14 protein-coding genes are annotated in these 17073 nt (G+C 68.9%); 9 read left to right on the top strand and 5 right to left on the bottom strand.

The window, feature by feature from the left end; all coding sequences use genetic code 11:
• The first annotated feature begins 8 nt into the window (after nt 1-8).
• From KY572_RS19630 to KY572_RS19620, 3 genes are read left to right on the top strand one after another with little or no spacing between them, the layout of a single operon-like run.
• The gene (locus KY572_RS19630; RefSeq protein ID WP_224244421.1) at nt 9-884 is read left to right on the top strand and encodes a S1 family peptidase; all 876 of its coding nucleotides are present in this window, start codon (nt 9-11) and stop codon (nt 882-884) included.
• A complete protein-coding gene (locus tag KY572_RS48135) occupies nt 845-1774 on the top strand; it encodes a S1 family peptidase (RefSeq protein WP_407659977.1) in 930 nt (309 codons plus the stop codon). The genes KY572_RS19630 and KY572_RS48135 overlap by 40 nt, the downstream gene beginning before the upstream one ends.
• Nucleotides 1771-2055, top strand: coding sequence for a metallophosphoesterase family protein (locus tag KY572_RS19620; protein WP_224244419.1), 285 nt, complete (start codon nt 1771-1773; stop codon nt 2053-2055). The genes KY572_RS48135 and KY572_RS19620 overlap by 4 nt, the downstream gene beginning before the upstream one ends.
• 17 nt (nt 2056-2072) lie before the next feature.
• Here the strand turns inward: KY572_RS19620 and KY572_RS19615 are convergent, their stop codons facing one another.
• Both KY572_RS19615 and KY572_RS19610 read right to left on the bottom strand, forming a co-directional pair.
• The gene (locus KY572_RS19615) at nt 2073-2645 is read right to left on the bottom strand and encodes a flavodoxin domain-containing protein (RefSeq protein ID WP_224244418.1); all 573 of its coding nucleotides are present in this window, start codon (nt 2643-2645) and stop codon (nt 2073-2075) included.
• A gap of 105 nt (nt 2646-2750) precedes the next feature.
• Entirely contained in the window at nt 2751-4025 is a 1275-nt protein-coding gene (locus tag KY572_RS19610; RefSeq protein ID WP_224244417.1) for a S8 family peptidase, read from the bottom strand.
• A gap of 176 nt (nt 4026-4201) precedes the next feature.
• Between KY572_RS19610 and KY572_RS19605 the strand changes: the two genes are divergently transcribed.
• On the top strand, nt 4202-6715 hold the full coding sequence (locus tag KY572_RS19605) for a hypothetical protein (RefSeq protein WP_224244416.1): 2514 nt from the start codon (nt 4202-4204) through the stop codon (nt 6713-6715).
• 12 nt (nt 6716-6727) lie between these two features.
• On the opposite strand, the gene KY572_RS19600 is transcribed toward KY572_RS19605, so the two are convergent.
• On the bottom strand, nt 6728-9109 hold the full coding sequence (locus KY572_RS19600) for a carboxypeptidase regulatory-like domain-containing protein (RefSeq protein ID WP_224244415.1): 2382 nt from the start codon (nt 9107-9109) through the stop codon (nt 6728-6730).
• 375 nt (nt 9110-9484) lie between these two features.
• On the opposite strand from KY572_RS19600, the gene KY572_RS19595 reads away from it, so the two are divergent.
• On the top strand, nt 9485-10078 hold the full coding sequence (locus KY572_RS19595) for a hypothetical protein (RefSeq protein WP_224244414.1): 594 nt from the start codon (nt 9485-9487) through the stop codon (nt 10076-10078).
• A 127-nt stretch (nt 10079-10205) separates the two neighbouring features.
• Nucleotides 10206-11438: an endonuclease gene (locus KY572_RS19590; RefSeq protein WP_224244413.1), complete on the top strand. Its 1233-nt coding sequence runs from the start codon at nt 10206-10208 to the stop codon at nt 11436-11438.
• 57 nt (nt 11439-11495) lie between these two features.
• Here the strand turns inward: KY572_RS19590 and KY572_RS19585 are convergent, their stop codons facing one another.
• Entirely contained in the window at nt 11496-13532 is a 2037-nt protein-coding gene (locus KY572_RS19585) for a M13 family metallopeptidase (protein WP_224244412.1), read from the bottom strand.
• Nucleotides 13533-13633: 101 nt separating this feature from the next.
• Nucleotides 13634-14488, bottom strand: a complete 855-nt coding sequence (locus tag KY572_RS19580; protein WP_224244411.1) for a DUF4846 domain-containing protein — start codon at nt 14486-14488, stop codon at nt 13634-13636.
• A 72-nt stretch (nt 14489-14560) separates the two neighbouring features.
• On the opposite strand from KY572_RS19580, the gene KY572_RS19575 reads away from it, so the two are divergent.
• From KY572_RS19575 to KY572_RS19565, 3 genes are all read left to right on the top strand, one after another.
• A complete protein-coding gene (locus KY572_RS19575; RefSeq protein WP_224244410.1) occupies nt 14561-14878 on the top strand; it encodes an antibiotic biosynthesis monooxygenase in 318 nt (105 codons plus the stop codon).
• A 1-nt stretch (nt 14879) separates the two neighbouring features.
• Complete coding sequence (locus tag KY572_RS19570) at nt 14880-16049, top strand: iron-containing alcohol dehydrogenase (RefSeq protein WP_224244409.1); 1170 nt, start codon at nt 14880-14882, stop codon at nt 16047-16049.
• 104 nt (nt 16050-16153) lie between these two features.
• Nucleotides 16154-17062 (top strand): DUF2381 family protein, encoded by a 909-nt coding sequence (locus KY572_RS19565; protein ID WP_224244408.1) that lies wholly within the window; start codon nt 16154-16156, stop codon nt 17060-17062.
• Nucleotides 17063-17073 lie beyond the last annotated feature (11 nt).

Raw genomic sequence — 17073 nt, 5'->3', positions numbered from 1 at the left:
AGGAGCCCATGAGCCGATTCCGGAAGGACTCTTTCCCATGGGTGTCTGTTCTGCTGTGGCTGTGTGCGCTGGAGGGATGCGCCGCGAGCACTGCCGCTGCTTTTGAAGGGGATGCCTCCGCGCTGCCTCCTGGCTTCGAGTTCACGCTCTCCGGTGCGAAGGAGGATCTGGAGAACCGGTATCGAACGACGGTTCTCGTCACCAGCGAGCGAGGCCTCTGCAGCGGCGTCATGCTCTCCCCGCGTCTCGTCCTGACAGCGGCTCACTGCCTCTGTCTGCCGCCCACCCAAGGTCTCCCGGAGCGTCCCATCGACACCTCGAACTGCGCGGTGGATGTGACCGTTACAGCCCACACCTATGAAGTGGGAGCAGGCCCGCGGCGTCCAGTGACGAGCCATCCTCGCTCGTATCAAGGACTGGCCTCCGCGCACCCGTCCTTCAAAGCGAGCATGCGAGAAGCAGGAGTCGTGTCGTTGGAGGCGGATCTGGCGGTCGTACGTCTGAAGAAGCCCGTGGAGGGGATGAGAATCGAGGTTCGGTTGCCGAAGGCCGAGGTTGAGCTCGATGAGTCTCTGGTCATGGTGGGATACGGAGCCACCGGACCTGAGGGAGAGCAGGGAGGACGTCGTCGCTACGGGCGCAACGTCGTCACGAACATCCAACTCGCGGCGGGCGGCAATGGCGTGTTCGCATTCCGTGCGCTGGGAACGCACTCTCAAGAGGGGGACAGCGGCGGTCCCTGCTTCCGCGAGGAGCGAGGAAGACGCTGGCTCGTCGGAGTCAACAGCGGTCATGCGAATGGAGGTACGATCTCCGTGTTCACGAGCATCTTTCATTACCGCGCATGGATCGCGGAGCGTATCCAGAAGGCGGAAGTGGATTGAACGGGCGATGTCGGATGCTCCGAGATGGAGTCTGGACCGTACCCCTGCTGCTGGCCGTCGTGCTGCTGCCGAGCTGCGGCGGCGGCGGTGGTGGTGGACGCGCGGATGCTGGTACCCGTTCCATTGAGGGGGACTCGGGCCAGGTTCTCCGCTGGAAGGATGAGGACAACCGCTACTCCTCCGTCGTGCTGATCCGGAGCGACCTGGGATTTTGTAGCGGTGTCCTCGTTGCTCCACGGCTCGTGCTGACAGCCGCCCACTGCTTCTGCCCTCCAGGAGGTGGAATGGACCCAAAGAAGGGGGAGGCGAGTTGCGGCAGAAGGGCGATGGCCGTGAGCTCCTTCCATGAGCGAGCCGGGGAGGAGCCGCGGACCATTCTGGACACATCCGAGGGCACAGTGGTGGTGCACGCGGAGTTTCGCGCAGAGACTCAGGGCGTGGGCGGCAGGACCTTGGTCAAGAATCGCCTGGCGGATCTCGCGGTAGTCCGCTTGGAGAGGCCTCTCGCAAACACTCGAGTCGACCGAACGCTCAGTCGCGAGGAGGTCCGGCTCAATGACGAGCTGACCCTTGTGGGGTACGGGACCACGGACGCGACCGGAAGCAATGGAGGCGTGCGTCGCTTGGGCAGGAACACTGTCTCGGAGCTTCGATCCTCCTCTAATCCGAATGGGCACGAGATAGGCTTCCGGCACCCGGGCGCGCATGCACGACCTGGTGACAGTGGTGCTCCCTGCTTTCTCGAGGAGAATGGAAGCCGCTGGCTCGTGGGGATCAGCAGCGGGTATGTCAGCCAGGGTGCTCCAGAGTCCTGGTTCACGAGCACCTACAGCTACCGTGATTGGATTGAAGGGCAGATCGAACAAGCCCGGAAGATGGAGTCTCCTTGAATCGGATTGGCCTCATCGGTGACATCCACTGCGAGCACGTGTCGCTCGCGGCCGTGCTCCCCTTCTTCACCGTGGAGCTACTGCGCGAGCTGGAGACTCATTCCCACCGACGCATGGTCCGGACCATCGAAGGGCTGACCCTCATCAACGCCGGCACCCTCCATCGAGACCACGAACCCTGCTTCGCCCTCGTCGATCTCTCCCGAGGCGAGGTCTCGTTCCACGACATCCACGACGACTGGATCGCCGAGCCGCCCCAGGTGCATCGCCTTCCAGCCTGAGCGTCAGGCCACGGCTGCTACCCGGCCTTCCCCACGGGCTGCGTCCCGGACGCGCCGAGCGTCCGGAGAAACTCCTCGGCGAAGCGAGTCACGGACTCCCAGTCGGTGAACTCATGATCGCGAGACGTGTCCAGCGGGCCCAGCCTCGCCCGCGAGATGCGCTTCATGACGAAGCGCACGATGAACCCATACCGCGTGAAGGGCAGGGCTCCCGCGAACAGCGCCACCCGGGCTGGCTTCCACCCCGTCTCCTTCGTGAAGGCCTCCACGTAGGCCTCCGCCTGCCGCCGGTGCTCCGCCGAGGCGCTCGTGGCCGTCAGGCTCACCGAGAAGAAGGCGTTGGGCCTGCCCGCCAGTGCCTCCCGGTGGCTCCGGACGAACTCCACCATGCGGCGCTGGTGCCGGTTCACGTGGATGCTCGCCCCCAGCACCACACCGTCGTAATCCGCGAGCGACACCCGCGGAATCTCGCCCACATCCCGCACGTCCACCTCCGCCCCGCCGGCCCGCAGCGTCCGGGCCACGTGCTCCGCCACCTTGGCCGTCTGGCCCTGCACGGTGCTGAAGCCCACCAGGATTCGCTGCGCCATCTCGCCTCCTCCTCGCCCACCACCGTAGGTCAACGCGGAGGGCTCGAAAAGAGAAGGCCCCAGGCTCGTGAGAACCCGGGGCCCCTCGCACGGCTCAGTCCTTCCTCACAGCGCCGCGGGCGGAGGCGCGGCCGGCGCGATGAAGCCCATGAAGCCCAGCTTGTTGGGCGAGCACTTGCCCGCCGAGCCCACCTTGTCCGGCGTGGCGTTGTCCGTCATCGCCTTGGCCACGTCATTGGGCGTGGCGTCCGTGCGCGTCCCCAGGTACAGCGCCACCATGCCCGCCACGTGCGGAGCGGCCATCGACGTGCCGCTGATCGTCTTGTTGGCCCCGTCATCCGTGTGCCACGCCGAGGTGATGTTGTGGCCCGGCGCGAAGATGTCCACGCACCCGCCATAGTTGGAGAACGAGGCGCGACCGTCGCTGTTCGTCGTCGCCCCCACCGTGATGCCCTCGGCCGCGCGCGCCGGCGAGCTGCCGCACGCATCCCTGTTGTCGTTGCCCGCCGCGAGCACGTAGGTGATGCCCGCCGCCACCGACCTGCGGACCGCGTCATCCATCGCCCGGTCCGCTCCGCCACCCAGGCTCATGTTCGCCACCGCTGGCAGCTGCTTGTTGTTCGTCACCCAGTCGATGCCCGCCACCACGCCCGCCGTCGAGCCCGAGCCAGAGCAGCCCAGCACCCGCACCGCGTGGAGCAGCGCGTCCTTCGCCACGCCGTACGTGCTGCCGCCCACCGTGCCCGCCACGTGCGTGCCGTGCCCGTTGCAGTCGATGCCCTTGTTCCCATCATTGATGGCGTCGAAGCCCACGTCCGCTCGCCCACCGAAGTCGCTGTGCGAGATGCGGATGCCCGTGTCGATGATGTACGCGTGCACCCCCTTGCCCCGGGCACCGAAGTTGTACTGCTTGTCCAGCGGCAGGTCGCGCTGATCGACGCGGTCCAGGCCCCACGTCGCGTTGGGCTGCGACTCGAACGCCGTGACCACCTGGTTCTGCTGCACGTACGCCACCTCCGTATCCGCGGACATGGCCTTCGCCTGGTCGTCCGTCATCCTGCTGGCGAAGCCGCGCAGCGCGTGCTCGTACAGGGAGAACGCGGTGCCGCCGTACCGCGTGGTCAGCTGCTGCGAGAGCGCCTGCACCGGCTGCGGCTGCACCCCCGCCGCCGGCTCCTTCAGCACGACGATGAACTCTCCCGGAATGGGCTTGTCGACGGTGACGAACTTCTCCTGCGCCGCCTGGGCCGCCGTCATCGTCACCCCGCTGGAGCACGGCTTGTTCGGATCGTCCCCATCCGGTGGGCTCTTCGGGCACGCCATCAGCAGGGACACGGCCAGCCCGGACAGGGCCCTCTTCGATACGGTCGACAGACGCATCAGTCACCTCTGCTTTTTGGAAATTCCGGTTTTCCATTCTAATGACGTTTCTGACATCCCTCCGCTGACCGGCACCTCCGGGCCGGGTGAGGGTTGACCGGTGAACGCCCAGAGCGGGGGAAGGGTGGGGAGAGGTGCCCGGCGGCGCCCGCGAAGGATGCTGTAAGAGGGAACCCATGGCTGCGTTCGACACGAGTGCCGTGCGCCGGGGCGGCGAGGTCCGCTGCCCGGCGTGCCTCCGTTTCAAGTCCCCCGTGGGGGCGTGCCCCTCCTGTGGCTGCGGAGAGGTTCCGGTCGAGCGCCATGGTGCGGCTCGCATGCTGCTGCGCGCGGGTGTGGATCGCTTCGCGCTGGCGCAGCGGGTGGCTCAGCTGGAGCCCTCCCAGGCCGAGCTGTTCGAGCGCCAGTACGCCGAGCAGTGGGCGCTGGTCCAGCCCCTGCTCGAGGACGTGCGCCTGTGCGCCGCTTCCTTGCTGCAGGAGGGCTTCGTCGAGGAGGAGGAGGAGCGGCTGGCCGAGAGGCTCCCGACGGATCCCGAGCGGCTCGCCGCGGAGGTTCGCTCCGTGAAGCGTCCTCCGACGCTGGAGGAGCTGCTCGAGAACAGCGCCTCCTGGCACGTGCAGCAGCTGGCCGCCATTGCCCTGCTGCGCCAGGGGAGCTCGGCTCCCGGGGTGCTCTACTCGGTGCACTCGGCGCTGCAAGAAGAGGGGCGGACGGGGCTGGAGGCGATGCTCGCGCTGACGCGCTGGAGGAACTGGCGGTGGGCCCGGCTCAACCGGGAGGGGTGGACGCGGGTGAGGGAGCTCGCCCGGAAGGCCCTGGCTCAGCCGGAGCTGGCTCCCCGCGCCGCCGTTGCGTGGGTGCGGGCCTCGGGTGGGGCGGAGCCCGAGGTGGATGTGCTCTTCGCCCTCCGCTCGGGGCTGGGCCATGCCGATCCCGAGGTGCGCTTCGAGTGCGCGCTGTGCCTCAAGGACGAGGCCGGGCTCATGGCGGCGCTCGAATCGACCGACGCCGAGCAGGTCTCCGCGGCCCGCCGGGCGTTGGCCTTGCAGGGCTCGTCACGGCTCTTCCGACGGCTGGTGCTCGAGCGGGGCAAGGACTTCGCGCTGGATGTGGTCTCCACGCTTCAGCGCCCCGTTTCGTTCGAGGCATTGAAGGCGGTGCTTGCCGCCTCGGAGCAGTCACCGGGCCGACTCCCGGAGGCGATCCTGCGGCTCATCGAGGTGGAGCCCTTCGCCGAGAGTTCTGCGGCGGCTCGGGATCTCTGGTGCACGTGGGCCCATGCCGTGATGCATGAGCTGCCGGGAGAGGCCGCGCTGCGCATCCTCCATTGGGCGGCGCAGCCACCGGTGGAGAGACAGGCCGCGCGGGTCTTCGTGGAGGCCACGGCCCAGGCGCTCACACGAGCGTCCGCGGACGAGCGCGCCAGGCTCCTGGATGACGCGTACTGCTCGCGCTTCCTCGCGCTGGCGGGCTCCGAGCAGGAGCCGCTGCTGAACCAGTGGGCGCGTGAGGCCGGGAGCGGCCTTCCGCTCGCGCGCACGCTGATGACGCTGACCTCGCGCATCCGCGACTGGGAGGAGCCGAAGGGACAGGCGGCTCGCCTGCTGCTGGCGGTGTGGGAAGGGCCCGGACGGGAGACGCTGCTGGAGCCGCTCGGGAAGGCCGTGCGCGAGTGGAGCGCCATCTCGGGTCGGGAGGAGCTCATCGACGCGGTGTGGCAGCGCTTCCAGCAACACCCGGACGAGCGCGCCGACCTGCTCTCCGTCTTCGCGCCGTGGCACCAGGAGCTGTGGGAGCGGCAGCTCGCATCACCCGAGGACCCCGTCGCGCGATTCGAGGCCTGGTGGCGGGTGAGTCCCGACGGGTTCGCCCGGCAGGCGGATCTCTTGATGCGAGACGTTCCCGCGAAGGAGCTGCCTCGGTACGCGCGGAGTGTGTTCTCGGCGGCGGAGGAGGTGGTGGCGAAGCAGCCGCTGATCGCCTCGCTGGGAGCGTTCTACGCGGCGGCGGCGCTGGCCAACGCGTTCCGGGCGGGGGAGGACGGGCTCGCTCCGCAGGTGAAGTGGTTCCTGGAGTGGCTCCCCGGCTTCGAGCAGCGCGTGAAGACGACTCCTCCGGAGGACGATCGCCGGGCCCCGATGCGGCCCTTCCTGGAGGAGCTCCACACGGAGGCCCGTCTGATTCGCGAGCGCCTCGACCGGATGCAGGAGGAAGAGGACTGGAAGTGGCAGCAGGAGATGCAGCGGCGGGTGGAGGAGTCCCGGAGGAAGGATCTCGAGCGACAGGCGAGGGAGGCCGAGCGTCAGGCCGAGGAGGCTCGGCGGGCGGCGGAGGAGGCCCAGCGCGTGATGGAGGCTCAGCGCGCGGCGGCGGCGGCGGAGCGTGGCTTCTCGGCGGTCTCGGGCACCAGTGAGACGGGAGGACGGCCTGGAGCGCTGCGCCCGCGCATCGCCGCGAAGCCGATCGACGACGAGGTCCTCTTCCCCGGCAAGCCCCTGCCCACGCTGCTGGATTACGTGCGGCTGCTGAAGGCCATGGGCATGGGAGATCCGATGAAGGCCATGGCCTCGGCGGGGCTCGACATCGCCACGTGGCCCGCGGTGGCCCATGCCTGGGGGCAGGCCATGGTGGGACGCATGGAGCTGGGCATGCGCTTCGGTGAGCTGCTGGCCGCGCCCTGGGAGTGAGCGCCAGCCACCTCACGGCGCGGGGACCGGGATGTCGCCCAGGTCGTTGTCCCGCTCGGGCGCCAGCGTCACTCGCTGGAGCAGGTTCGAGCCTCCTGGTCGGGAGATGTGGAGGAAGAGCTCTCCCGAGGGCAGATCGCGGAAGGAGAACAGGCCGTCCTGCTCGGTGAAGCGGCCTCGACTCAGCGGAGGGACGATTTGGGCCTGCACGGGTTGCCGTGTAACGGCGTCCACGAACCGTCCCCGCATCGACACCCCTGGATACACGGGGAGCTCCAGCACCTTGCGCTCGCCGGGCTGAAGATCCAGCAAGAGCGCGGCCCTCATCCCATCCGCGTTGACGACGAGGAGGTTCGGGCCCAGGGGGAACTCGGGGAGCTCGAACCGATCTCCCGCGAACCGGTAGGACTTCAGGGGATTCATCGACTCGGGCGAGAGGATGTTCAGCATGACCTGCTGGATGGGCGCCCCTCGCGCGTGGACGAGCCGCCCCTGGAGGGTGGGCAGGGCACGCAGCTGGACGGTGAGCTGCCTGCCGCCGCTCACCGCGTCGATCGTCACCGCTCGCGCCGCGTCGAAGGAGCTGACGGTCACCCGGGTAGCGGGCAGCCTCGGCGAAGCTCCGGAAGGAAGACAGATGTCCAGGCGCCCCTGATCATCGGTCTGGACGAACTCGGCATGGTTCGTCCCGGCGTGGACCAGCACCTTCAGCAGCATCCCCTTGGCGGGCGCTCCATCCACATCCAGCACCCGGAGCCGGAGATCCGGCTCACGCTCGTCCAGGAAGAGCATGAGCTCCGGGTTGGGACCGCGCACGAGCTCGACCTGCTGCTGACCCGTGGCGCACTGGACGACGCGTTGCCGGAACACGCGCACCGTGTGCTTCGATGGAGACACGGTGAGCCGGAATCCTCCCTGTGCGTCCGACAGGAAGCGCCGCGGCGCGGGCCACTCGGAGAACTCGATCACGACGGGCTCACCGGCAGGCTCGCCCGAGCGCTGCAGGACGCGGCCCTCCACGGTGGCCATCCAGGGGCGGGGCTCGTCCGAGGCGTCGACGTAGAAGACACAGGGGGCGATCCCGTTCTCGTGGACGAGCACGGGCAGGGACACGCGCTCGGAGCCGTCCTCGCCCAGCAGCTCCACCCGGTACATTCCGGGCCGCAGCCGGTGGAAGCGGGCATGGCCCCCGCGGTCCGTGATGCCTTTGACGGGCGTGTTCTCCACGGGCGGTTGTGGCTGGAATGCGCTTGCCCGGACCCGCAGTCCCTTCAGGGCACGCTGGTTCTGGCTCTGGACCTGGCAGTGGATGCCGCCGCTCGATTCGTCCTCGGCGGTGAGCGTGACGGACGCATGCCCGCCCGTGGCCAGCGTGACGGAGCCGGTACGGAAGTCCGTGCCCTCGGGCATGAGGACCTGGAAGTCGTAGGTACCCGCTGGCAGCGACGAGATGGAGAAGGCACCGCGCTCGTCCGTCGCCACCGGGCTGTGGGTCTTCCAGTTGCTCTCGCGCATCGCCATCACCCCCGCGCCCAGGACCGGCGTCCCATCCTTGTGAATCACCTTCCCGGAGACAGACGCTCCCGCGCCGAGCTGGAGGCGCAGGCCCTGGACACGCTGTCCCACGGCCAGCTTCACCACCTGATCCAGTGCTCCCGACTCCTGGCCCTTTCGCGCCGACAGGGAGTAGGAGCCCGGGGGCAGCTCGAAGGAGAAGTGTCCCTCGTCGTCGGTGAGCACCGTCGTCTCCTGCTCGAAGGTGGCGGCCTGCACTTCCGCCTCGACGGCAGGCTGTCCGTCCGCGCGCAGCACCGTGCCCTCGAGCTCACCCCCGAGGGACATCAGCAGCGTGATGCGGCCTCCAAAGGGAACCGGTGCCGAGGGCAGCACCTCCGTGACGTAGCCGGGCGCGCGCACCTCGATGCGGTAGCGGCCCATGGCCAGCCCTGAGAACCGGAACTCCCCCGTCTCGCTGCTGGTGGCCACCAGGCTCTCCTCCTCGGGAGCATCCGGGCGGTTTCTCCCGCTGGCCGGCAACGCGGGAGGTGTGAGGATGATCTCCGCGAGCGACACGGGCTCGCCCGTCCCCTTCGCCAGGACGGTGCCGACCAGCTCCGCGCCCTCCTCCAGGAGCAGCCGCACCCGCGTCCGAGCCGAGCCCGGCGGATGCACCACGGTGGCGTAGGCGGGAGCGAGCCCTGGCGCGCGGGCCGTCGCGTAGTAGCTCCCGGGAGCGACGGGCAGCACCCATCGCCCGTCCGCGCCCGTCTCGCCTCCTGGCTTGCCGGTCCACCGCGCCGGGAAGGAAGCGAGGTCCGCCGGCTCGCGCTCGTAAAGCTGGACCTGGGCGCCGGGCAGCGGCTGGTTCGCGGAGAGGACCTCCACCTCCAGCACGCCCTCGGGGCGCCTCGCCGGCTGCGCTTCGGAGGGAGCCGTTGGCTTCGCCGCACGAGGCTTCTGTCGGGAGGCCGGGGCCTTCGAGGGGCCGGGCGTCGCCCCGACGGTCGGGGTGCCCGCGCCTCTTGCCGGGAGCGATTCCCGCGGCGCATCCCCCAGAAGGAACCAGAGCCCAGCGACACCCAGCGCCACCAGGATCGCTCCCACGGCAGCGCCCCTGTGGCTCGGAGTCCGCTCGCTCACCGGATCCACTCTATCGCGAGCCCCTTTCCGTACGGGCGCCCGTGCTGGCGCTCACGTGAGCCTTTCGCCGCGCCGCGGCATGCAGGGGGGAGGAAGCGGAACTCCCAGACATTGTGGAATACTACGCCCATGGTGAAAGCTCGCTCCACGAACCTCTGGGCGCTGTGCTGGCTGGGACTGATGCTGATGGTGCTCCTGCCCGAGAGCGCCTTCGCACAGCGCCGGGGACGCTCCCGAGGAGGAGGAGGAGGCAGCGTCCCCGAGGATCCGCTCTGCTACCGGACCCACTACGGCATCTGCCAGAAGTTCCGCATCGGCGTGGTCGGCGGAGGCATCCTCTCCACGGACGGCGCCTCGAGCGGCCTGGGGATGCAGCTGGGCTACACCGTGGTGCTGGCGCCTCGCATCGAGCTGGGCGGCAGCGTGCTCGTCGTGAAGGACCTCCGCTTCGAGGAGGGGCCCGTGCTGGGAACCGCCGAGGCGGTGCTCCGCATGGCCACCATCACCGGGCCCAACCACCGCCTCTTCCTCGACGTCGCCGCGGGCTTCTCCCGCTACGACAGCCCCGAGCGGGCGTACTGGGCGTTTCCCAGCGCCAGCGCGGGCGCCTCCCTGGAGCTGTCCACACCGGGCGTGGGCATCTTCCTCTCCGGGGGCATGGCCCTCATGTGGGCCGAGGGCGTGACGGCCCTGCCGCATGCCGGCATAGGCCTGGCCTTCTGAGCAATTCCCAGCGGTTACGAGTGCACTCCCCGGCTTCGGGGCGCACTCCAGTAGCACTGGAAGGGAAATTGCGAAAAACGTCGGGAGATGGAAGCAACTGTAGGTGTTCCACCCCGATAACTGATTTGTGAACTCCGTCAGCCTCCAGCGCTCCCAGCCCCGCCCCCTCGTGACGCCGTCCTCGAGGGAGGCCGTTCGTTCCACCCCGACCGCCGCCTCGGCCCGCTCGACGGACCGCTCGTCGTTCTCGGCGAGCCAGCCCCGCGCGGATGCGTCCACGCTGACGCGGCTCGGCTCGAGCTTCGCGCCGTCGGCCCCGAAGGCCACGCGCGCCACCGGGCAGACGGAGCAGACGGTTCGCGCCGGAGCCACTCCGAACCTCGCCATCCCGGACAGCTCCCAGGTGGAGTCCACCCTGCGGGTGAACGACGCGCTGAAGCTCAAGGGCGGCTCGCTCTCGGTGGACATCCCCCACACCTACCGGGGCGACCTGGTGGTGACGCTGACGAGCCCCTCGGGCAAGAGCCTCACGCTGGCGGACCGCGAGGGCGGCTCGGCGGACAACCTGAAGGCGAAGTTCGACCTGAGCGGCTTCGCGGGCGAGCCCACCCAGGGCGAGTGGAAGCTCACCGTGAAGGACACGGCGAAGCAGGACGTGGGCACGCTCAAGGCGTGGGACCTGGAGCTGACGGGCACGGGCGAGACGCAGGAGCCGCCGACCGAGCCGCCGCAGACGGACGATCCGTTCCAGGGCCTGCGGGACACGGCGCTGCTGAAGGCCATCCAGGCCTCCTCGGACGGCAAGCACGTGCTCAGCTACAACGAGGCGCGCAAGGCCATCTTCACCGACCTGGACGTGCGCAACGGCAAGGTTCGCGACGTGTACACGCACCGGGAGATCAACGGCGGGAAGATCCCCAACAGCTCGGACATGAACGTGGAACACACCTGGCCGCAGTCCAAGGGCGCCACGGGCGCGGCCAAGAGCGACCTGCACCACCTGTACCCCACGGACAGCCGGGCCAACAGCACGCGCGGCAGCTTCCCGTTCGGCAAGGTGGACAAGGTGCAGTGGAGCAGCCCGAGCGGGGCGAAGTTCGGCACCGACGCCCAGGGCCGCAAGGTCTTCGAGCCGCCCGATGAGCACAAGGGCAACGTGGCGCGGGCGATGTTCTACTTCTCGGCCGAGTACAACAAGCGCATCGCCCCCGAGGAGGAGTCGGTGCTGCGCCAGTGGAACAAGCTGGACGTGGTGGACACGGCGGAGATCGAGCGCAACCGCCGCATCGCCGGCATCCAGGGCAACGTCAACCAGTTCGTCGAGCACTCGAACCTGGCCGACCGCATCCAGGACTTCTGAGCCTGCCCGCCGAGTGGGCCCACCCAGGAGCGGTGGACCCACGCGAGGCGCGGAGCGCTACCAGACCTTCACGCGCTGCTCGGGCGGCAGCCACGCGCCGTCGCCCTCCTTCACGCCGAAGGCCTGGTGGAACTCGGGCATGTTCCGCACCACGCCGTTGACGCGGTACGGGCTCGGCGAGTGCGTGTCCGTCAGCAGCATCTGCCGCAGGAAGTCGTCGCGGAAAAGCGTGCGCCAGATCTGCGCCCAGCCGAAGAAGAAGCGCTGGTCCCCGGTGAAGCCGTCGATGACGGGGGCGTCCTTGCCATCCAGCGACAGCTTGTAGGCGCGGTAGGCCACCGTCAGGCCGCTCAGGTCGCCGATGTTCTCGCCCAGCGTCAGCTTGCCGTTCACCGCCATCGCGTCGATGGGCTTGAAGGCGCCGTACTGCTCCACGAGCACGGCCGTGCGCTGCTCGAAGGCCTTCTTGTCCTCGTCCGTCCACCAGTTGCGCAGGTTGCCGTCTCCGTCCGAGCGCGAGCCCTGATCGTCGAAGCCGTGGCTGAACTCGTGGCCGATGACGCCGCCGATGGCGCCATAGTTGGTCGCGTCATCCGCCGCCGGATCGAAGAAGGGCGGCTGGAGGATGGCTGCCGGGAAGACGATCTCGTTCATCGACGAGCTGTAGTAGGCATTCACCGTCTGCGGCGTCATGCCCCACTCGGTCCGGTCGATGGGCTTGCCCAGCTTGTCGAAGTTGCGCCGGGCCTCGAAGGCGGTGGCGCGCTTCATGTTGCCGACGATGTCCCCGGCGACGACCTGCAGCTTCGAGTAGTCCCGCCACTTGTCCGGGTAGCCGATCTTCACGCCGAACTTCGACAGCTTCTCCTGGGCCTTGGCCTTGGTGGTGGGGCTCATCCAGTCGAGCTGCTCGATGCCCTGCTTGAAGGCCTCGCGCAGGTTGCTCACCAGCTGGATCATCCGCTCCTTGGACTCGGGGCTGAAGTGGCGCTCCACGTAGAGCTTGCCCACGGACTCGCCCAGGGCGGCCTCCACCATGGCGACGCCGCGCTTCCAGCGGGGGCGGTTCTCCTGCTGGCCCTGGAGCGTGCGGCCGCGGAAGTCGAAGTGCAGCTCCTCGAAGGGCTTGCCGAGCAGCTCGGCGTTCTCGTCGAGCACCTTGTAGGTGAGGTACTGCTGGAGCACCGGCAGCGGCGTCTCCTTCAGCACGGCCGCCATGGCCTGGAAGTAGTCCGGCTGGCGGACGACGACGCCCGGAGTGTTCTCCGCGCCCAGCGCCTTCAGGTAGCGCGGCCACGAGAAGCCCGGGGTGAGCTGATCCAGCTCCGCCACCGTCTTGAGGTTGTAGGTGGCCTCGCGGTCGCGGCTGCGCGCTCGGTCCCAGCTCTTCTCGGCCAGCTTCGCCTCCAGGGCGACGATGGCCTGGGCCGCGGCGGCCGCGTCCGGCTGGCCTCCCAGGGTGAGCAGCTTCTCGATGTAGGCCTGGTAGGCCGCGCGCACCTCGACGAAGCGAGGCTCCTGCTTGGAGTAGTAGTCCCGGTCCGGCAGGCCCAGGCCGCTCTGGGTGGCGTAGACGATGTAGCGCGTGGTCTGCCTTGCGTCCTGCCCCACGAACACGAGCATGGGCGTCTGCACGCCGGCGAGGTAGAGCTCCGCGAACAGCTCGGGCAGCTCCTCGGTGCTCTTGAGGGCGGCCACGCGCTGGAGCTCCGCGCGGATCGGCTCCACGCCCAGCGAGTCGATGCGCTGGGTGTCCATGAAGCTGAGGTAGAGATCGCGGATCTTCTGGGCCTCGCTGCCGTCCTTGGCGTTCGGGTTCGCCGCGGTCTCCTCGATGATGGCCTTGAGGGCGGCCTCGCTCTTGTCCAGCAGCTCGACGAAGGTGCCGTAGCGGGCCTTGTCGGCGGGGATCTGCGTGGTCTTCAGCCAGGTGCCGTTGACGTACTGGTAGAAGTCATCCTGCGGGCGGACGCTGGTGTCGAAGTTCTTCACCTCGACGCCGAGCTTGCGCGGCGCCGTCGCGCAGCCGGTGAGCAGCAGGACGCTGAGCGCGCCTGGGGCCCAGAAGTGACGGGCAAGGGACTTGAGGCTCATGGGTCTCCGGGGGATAGGGGGAGGCGGGTGTTAGCGGACCGGGTGGGCTTCGTCTACCCGGGGCGGGCGGCCGAACAGGCGGCACCTCCTCCTATTCCCGCTCAGAGCCGGCGCAGCGAGGACCAGGGGAAGGGCTTCCAGAAGGGAGTGGCCACTTCCTCGCCGTCCAGAGAGAACCACGGGCCGTCCTGGGCGGGGGACAGCACCTGGAAGTCCTGGGCCGGGATGAAGCCCTGGCCGAGCAGCGCGAGCCGCTTCCCCTCGGCGTTCACGGCCACGTCCAGCACCAGGACGGCGTGGCCCGGGCTGCCTCCGAGCACGAAGAAGTCCCCGGGCCGCACGTCCTCGCGCGAGGGCCGCTTCTTCTCCGCCTGCAGCGACAGTGTCCCCGCGTAGGTGAAGACCAGGTCCAGGTACGAGCGGAACGCCGCGCGAGAGCTGTCCGCGTTGGCGCCGCGGACCCACTTCACCTTCGAGCCGGAGATCTTCGCGCGCTCCCCGGCGGCGTAGCGCGTCCAGGAGGCCAGGTCTCCGCTGGTGAAGCGGTAGGCGATGCGCTCCTTCTGGCCCTGGGCCCAGAGCCACTCGGCATGCAGCCGGATGATGGAGTCCGCGCATTGCTGGAGGTTCGCCGTGCCCACCTCCAGCTCGGCCACGGCCGCGAGCCGGGAGTCATCTCCGGCCAGCACCTGGCCGCCCTGGAAGTCGCGCACCGGTGTGCCCTCGGGACGCAGCGGCAGGCCGCGCAGCCAGGCCCCGAAGGTGCTCGGCTCCACGGCTACCCGTGTGTAGCCCGGAGGCGCCGGGAAGGTGGCCTCCAGCGGACGCACCTTCACGTCCTTGGCCAGCCAGGGGTATCGGGCCAGCTCCTCCCGCGAGGGGGCGCGGGGCGCGGCGTCGCCGGGCTCGGCTTGCACGGCGGTGGAGAGCAGGAGGAGGCTGAGCAGGAAACGCATCCTGTCGAGAATACTCTGGTCCTGAACCGGCCGGTGGTTCCGGGCGGACCGGGCTCGCGCTACCCTGGACGCATGCCCCAGAGCCTGCTGGTCGTGCACGTCCACGTGCATGTCAAACCCGAGTACGTCGACGCCTTCCGCGAGGCCACCCTGGCCAACGCCCGCGAGAGCGTGAAGGAGGCGGGGATTGCCCGCTTCGACGTCGTCCAGGACACCGAGGACAAGACGCGCTTCGTGCTCGTCGAGGCGTACCGCACGCCCACCGCGCCGGCCGCGCACAAGGAGACGGCGCACTACCTGAAGTGGCGGGACGCCGTGGCGCCGATGATGGCGGAGCCCCGCACGAGCCGGAAGTACGTCAACTGCTTCCCGGAAGACGCGGAGTGGTGACATGAGCACCGAGCTGGCCTTCGAGTTCGCCACCGCCACGCGAGTCCTCTTCGGTGCGGGGCGCATGGCGGAAGCCCCCGAGGTGGTGCGTGCCCTGGGCGGGCGTCGGGTGATGATCGTGACCGGGAGCACGCCGGCCCGCGCCGCGCCGCTGCGAGAGGGGCTGGACCGCCTGGGGCTGTCCACCGTCCTGTTCCGGGTGGACAGCGAGCCCACGCTGGAGCTGGCGCGCGAGGGCACGGCCACGGCGATCGCCGCCGGCTGTGACACCGTGGTGGCGCTGGGTGGAGGCAGCGTGCTGGATGCGGGCAAGGCCATCGCGGCGCTGGCCGCCAACGGCGGAGACCCGCTCGATTATCTGGAGGTGATTGGCCGGGGCAGGCCGCTGACGCAGCCCTCGGTGCCCCTGGTGGCCATTCCCACCACGGCGGGGACGGGCTCGGAGGTGACGCGCAACGCGGTGCTGGGCGCCAGGGAGGAGAAGGTGAAGGCCAGCCTGCGCAGCCCGCTCATGCTGCCGCGCGTGGCCATCGTGGATCCAGACCTGCTCGCGGGGGCTCCCAAGCCGGTGATTGCCTCCAGCGGCCTGGATGCGCTCTCCCAGCTCATCGAGCCGTTCCTCTCCGCTCGGGCCAACCCGCTCACGGACGCGCTGGCCCGCGAGGGGATGCGCCGCTCGGCACGCTCGCTGCGGCGCGCGGTGCTGGAGGACTTTGACGCAGCGGCGCGGGAGGACCTTGCGCTGGCAAGCCTCTTCGGTGGGCTGTGCCTGGCCAACGCGGGCCTGGGCGCCGTGCACGGCTTCGCGGCGCCGATGGGCGGCATGTTCCATGCGCCGCACGGGGCGGTGTGCGCGGCGTTGCTGGCGGCCAGCCTCGAGGTGAACCTGCGGGCCCTGCGGGCTCGTGCGCCCCAGCATCCGGCGGTGGCTCGCCTCCTGGACGTGGCCACGGTGCTCACCGGCAGGATGGATGCGAAGGCGGAGGACGCCATCACCTGGGTGAAGGAGCTGTGCCAGGCGCTGAGCGTGCCGGGCCTGCGTCGCTACGGGCTGACGGAGGCGGAGGTGCCTCGGCTGGTGGAGAAGGCCCGGGTGGCGAGCAGCATGAAGGCCAACCCCCTGGTGCTCACCGAAGAGGAGTTGACGGAGATCGCCACCCGCTCCTTGTGAGAGGGCCGAGACGACGTCCTGAAGAGGAGGCCGACAAGCAGCCTCATCAGCAAGTCCTCCAGCGGGTTGGACGCCGGGAAGCCAATCCAGTAGGTTTCCTCACCATGCGGCTCGTCGTGCCATGCCGGTTCATTCTGCTGGGGCTTCTCGTTGCCTCTGCCGCCAGTGCCAAGGACCGCGAGTTCCGGGTTCGGAACGTCATCCTTCCGAACGGACCCGATCAGCGTGCACGTCCGATCTACGTTGCTGGAGAGGTCGCCACGGTCCTTCGCTTCGAGACGGACGTGGACCCGAGGCGCACAAAGCTAGAAGGCTGGGAAGGCCGCTTTGAACCTCCAGGCGTGGCCGGTCGCGTGGTGGTTCTGGTGCCGCTCTACGACCTGACCTCGGAGGACCGCATTCCGCTTGTGGTGACGATGGTGGACGGGACGCAATGGCCCTTCACGGTGACAGCGGATAACGCGAGCGTTGATCATCAGGTCAATCTGCTGCGGGACCGCGATCACGACAGATACATGCGTGCATCCTTGGCCGAGGCGCGAGTCATGGAGCGCATCTACCGGGAGAAGTTCGAGAAACTCGAGCAGGAGGATACGATCGACCATGCCCTCGCCTCGCTTCTCGCGAAGGGGGCCATCAAGATGACACCGTTTCGAGAGCGGAAGTCCTGGTTGCTGAAGGACGAGGGAGAAGGCACCGAGATCCAGGTCTTCGTCTACACCAGCAGGAGTCGTGACAAAGCAGCAGTGGTTCTCAGCGTACGGAACGGCAACCCAGAGCCTTGGAGCCTTCTCGAAGCGCGTCTGCGGACTTCCAAAGAGGAGAGGAGGCCCTTTGCGATGCGGACGAGCGGAGCCTTCTTGCATGAGGGGACGCGTGGGCGGGTGGCCTTCGTCATCGACGGGCATGCCTTTGATGCCGCCGGAGGGCCCGAGCGGCTCGTACTCGAAATCTTCCGGCAAGACGGCTTGAAAGAAGCCATCGTCGAATTGGACCCTTCCCTCTTGCGGTAATACGTCCTCCT

Origin of the sequence: Hyalangium gracile, assembly GCF_020103725.1 — a bacterium.
Taxonomy (GTDB): domain Bacteria; phylum Myxococcota; class Myxococcia; order Myxococcales; family Myxococcaceae; genus Hyalangium; species Hyalangium gracile.
This window is presented reverse-complemented; position numbering and strand designations above follow the sequence as displayed.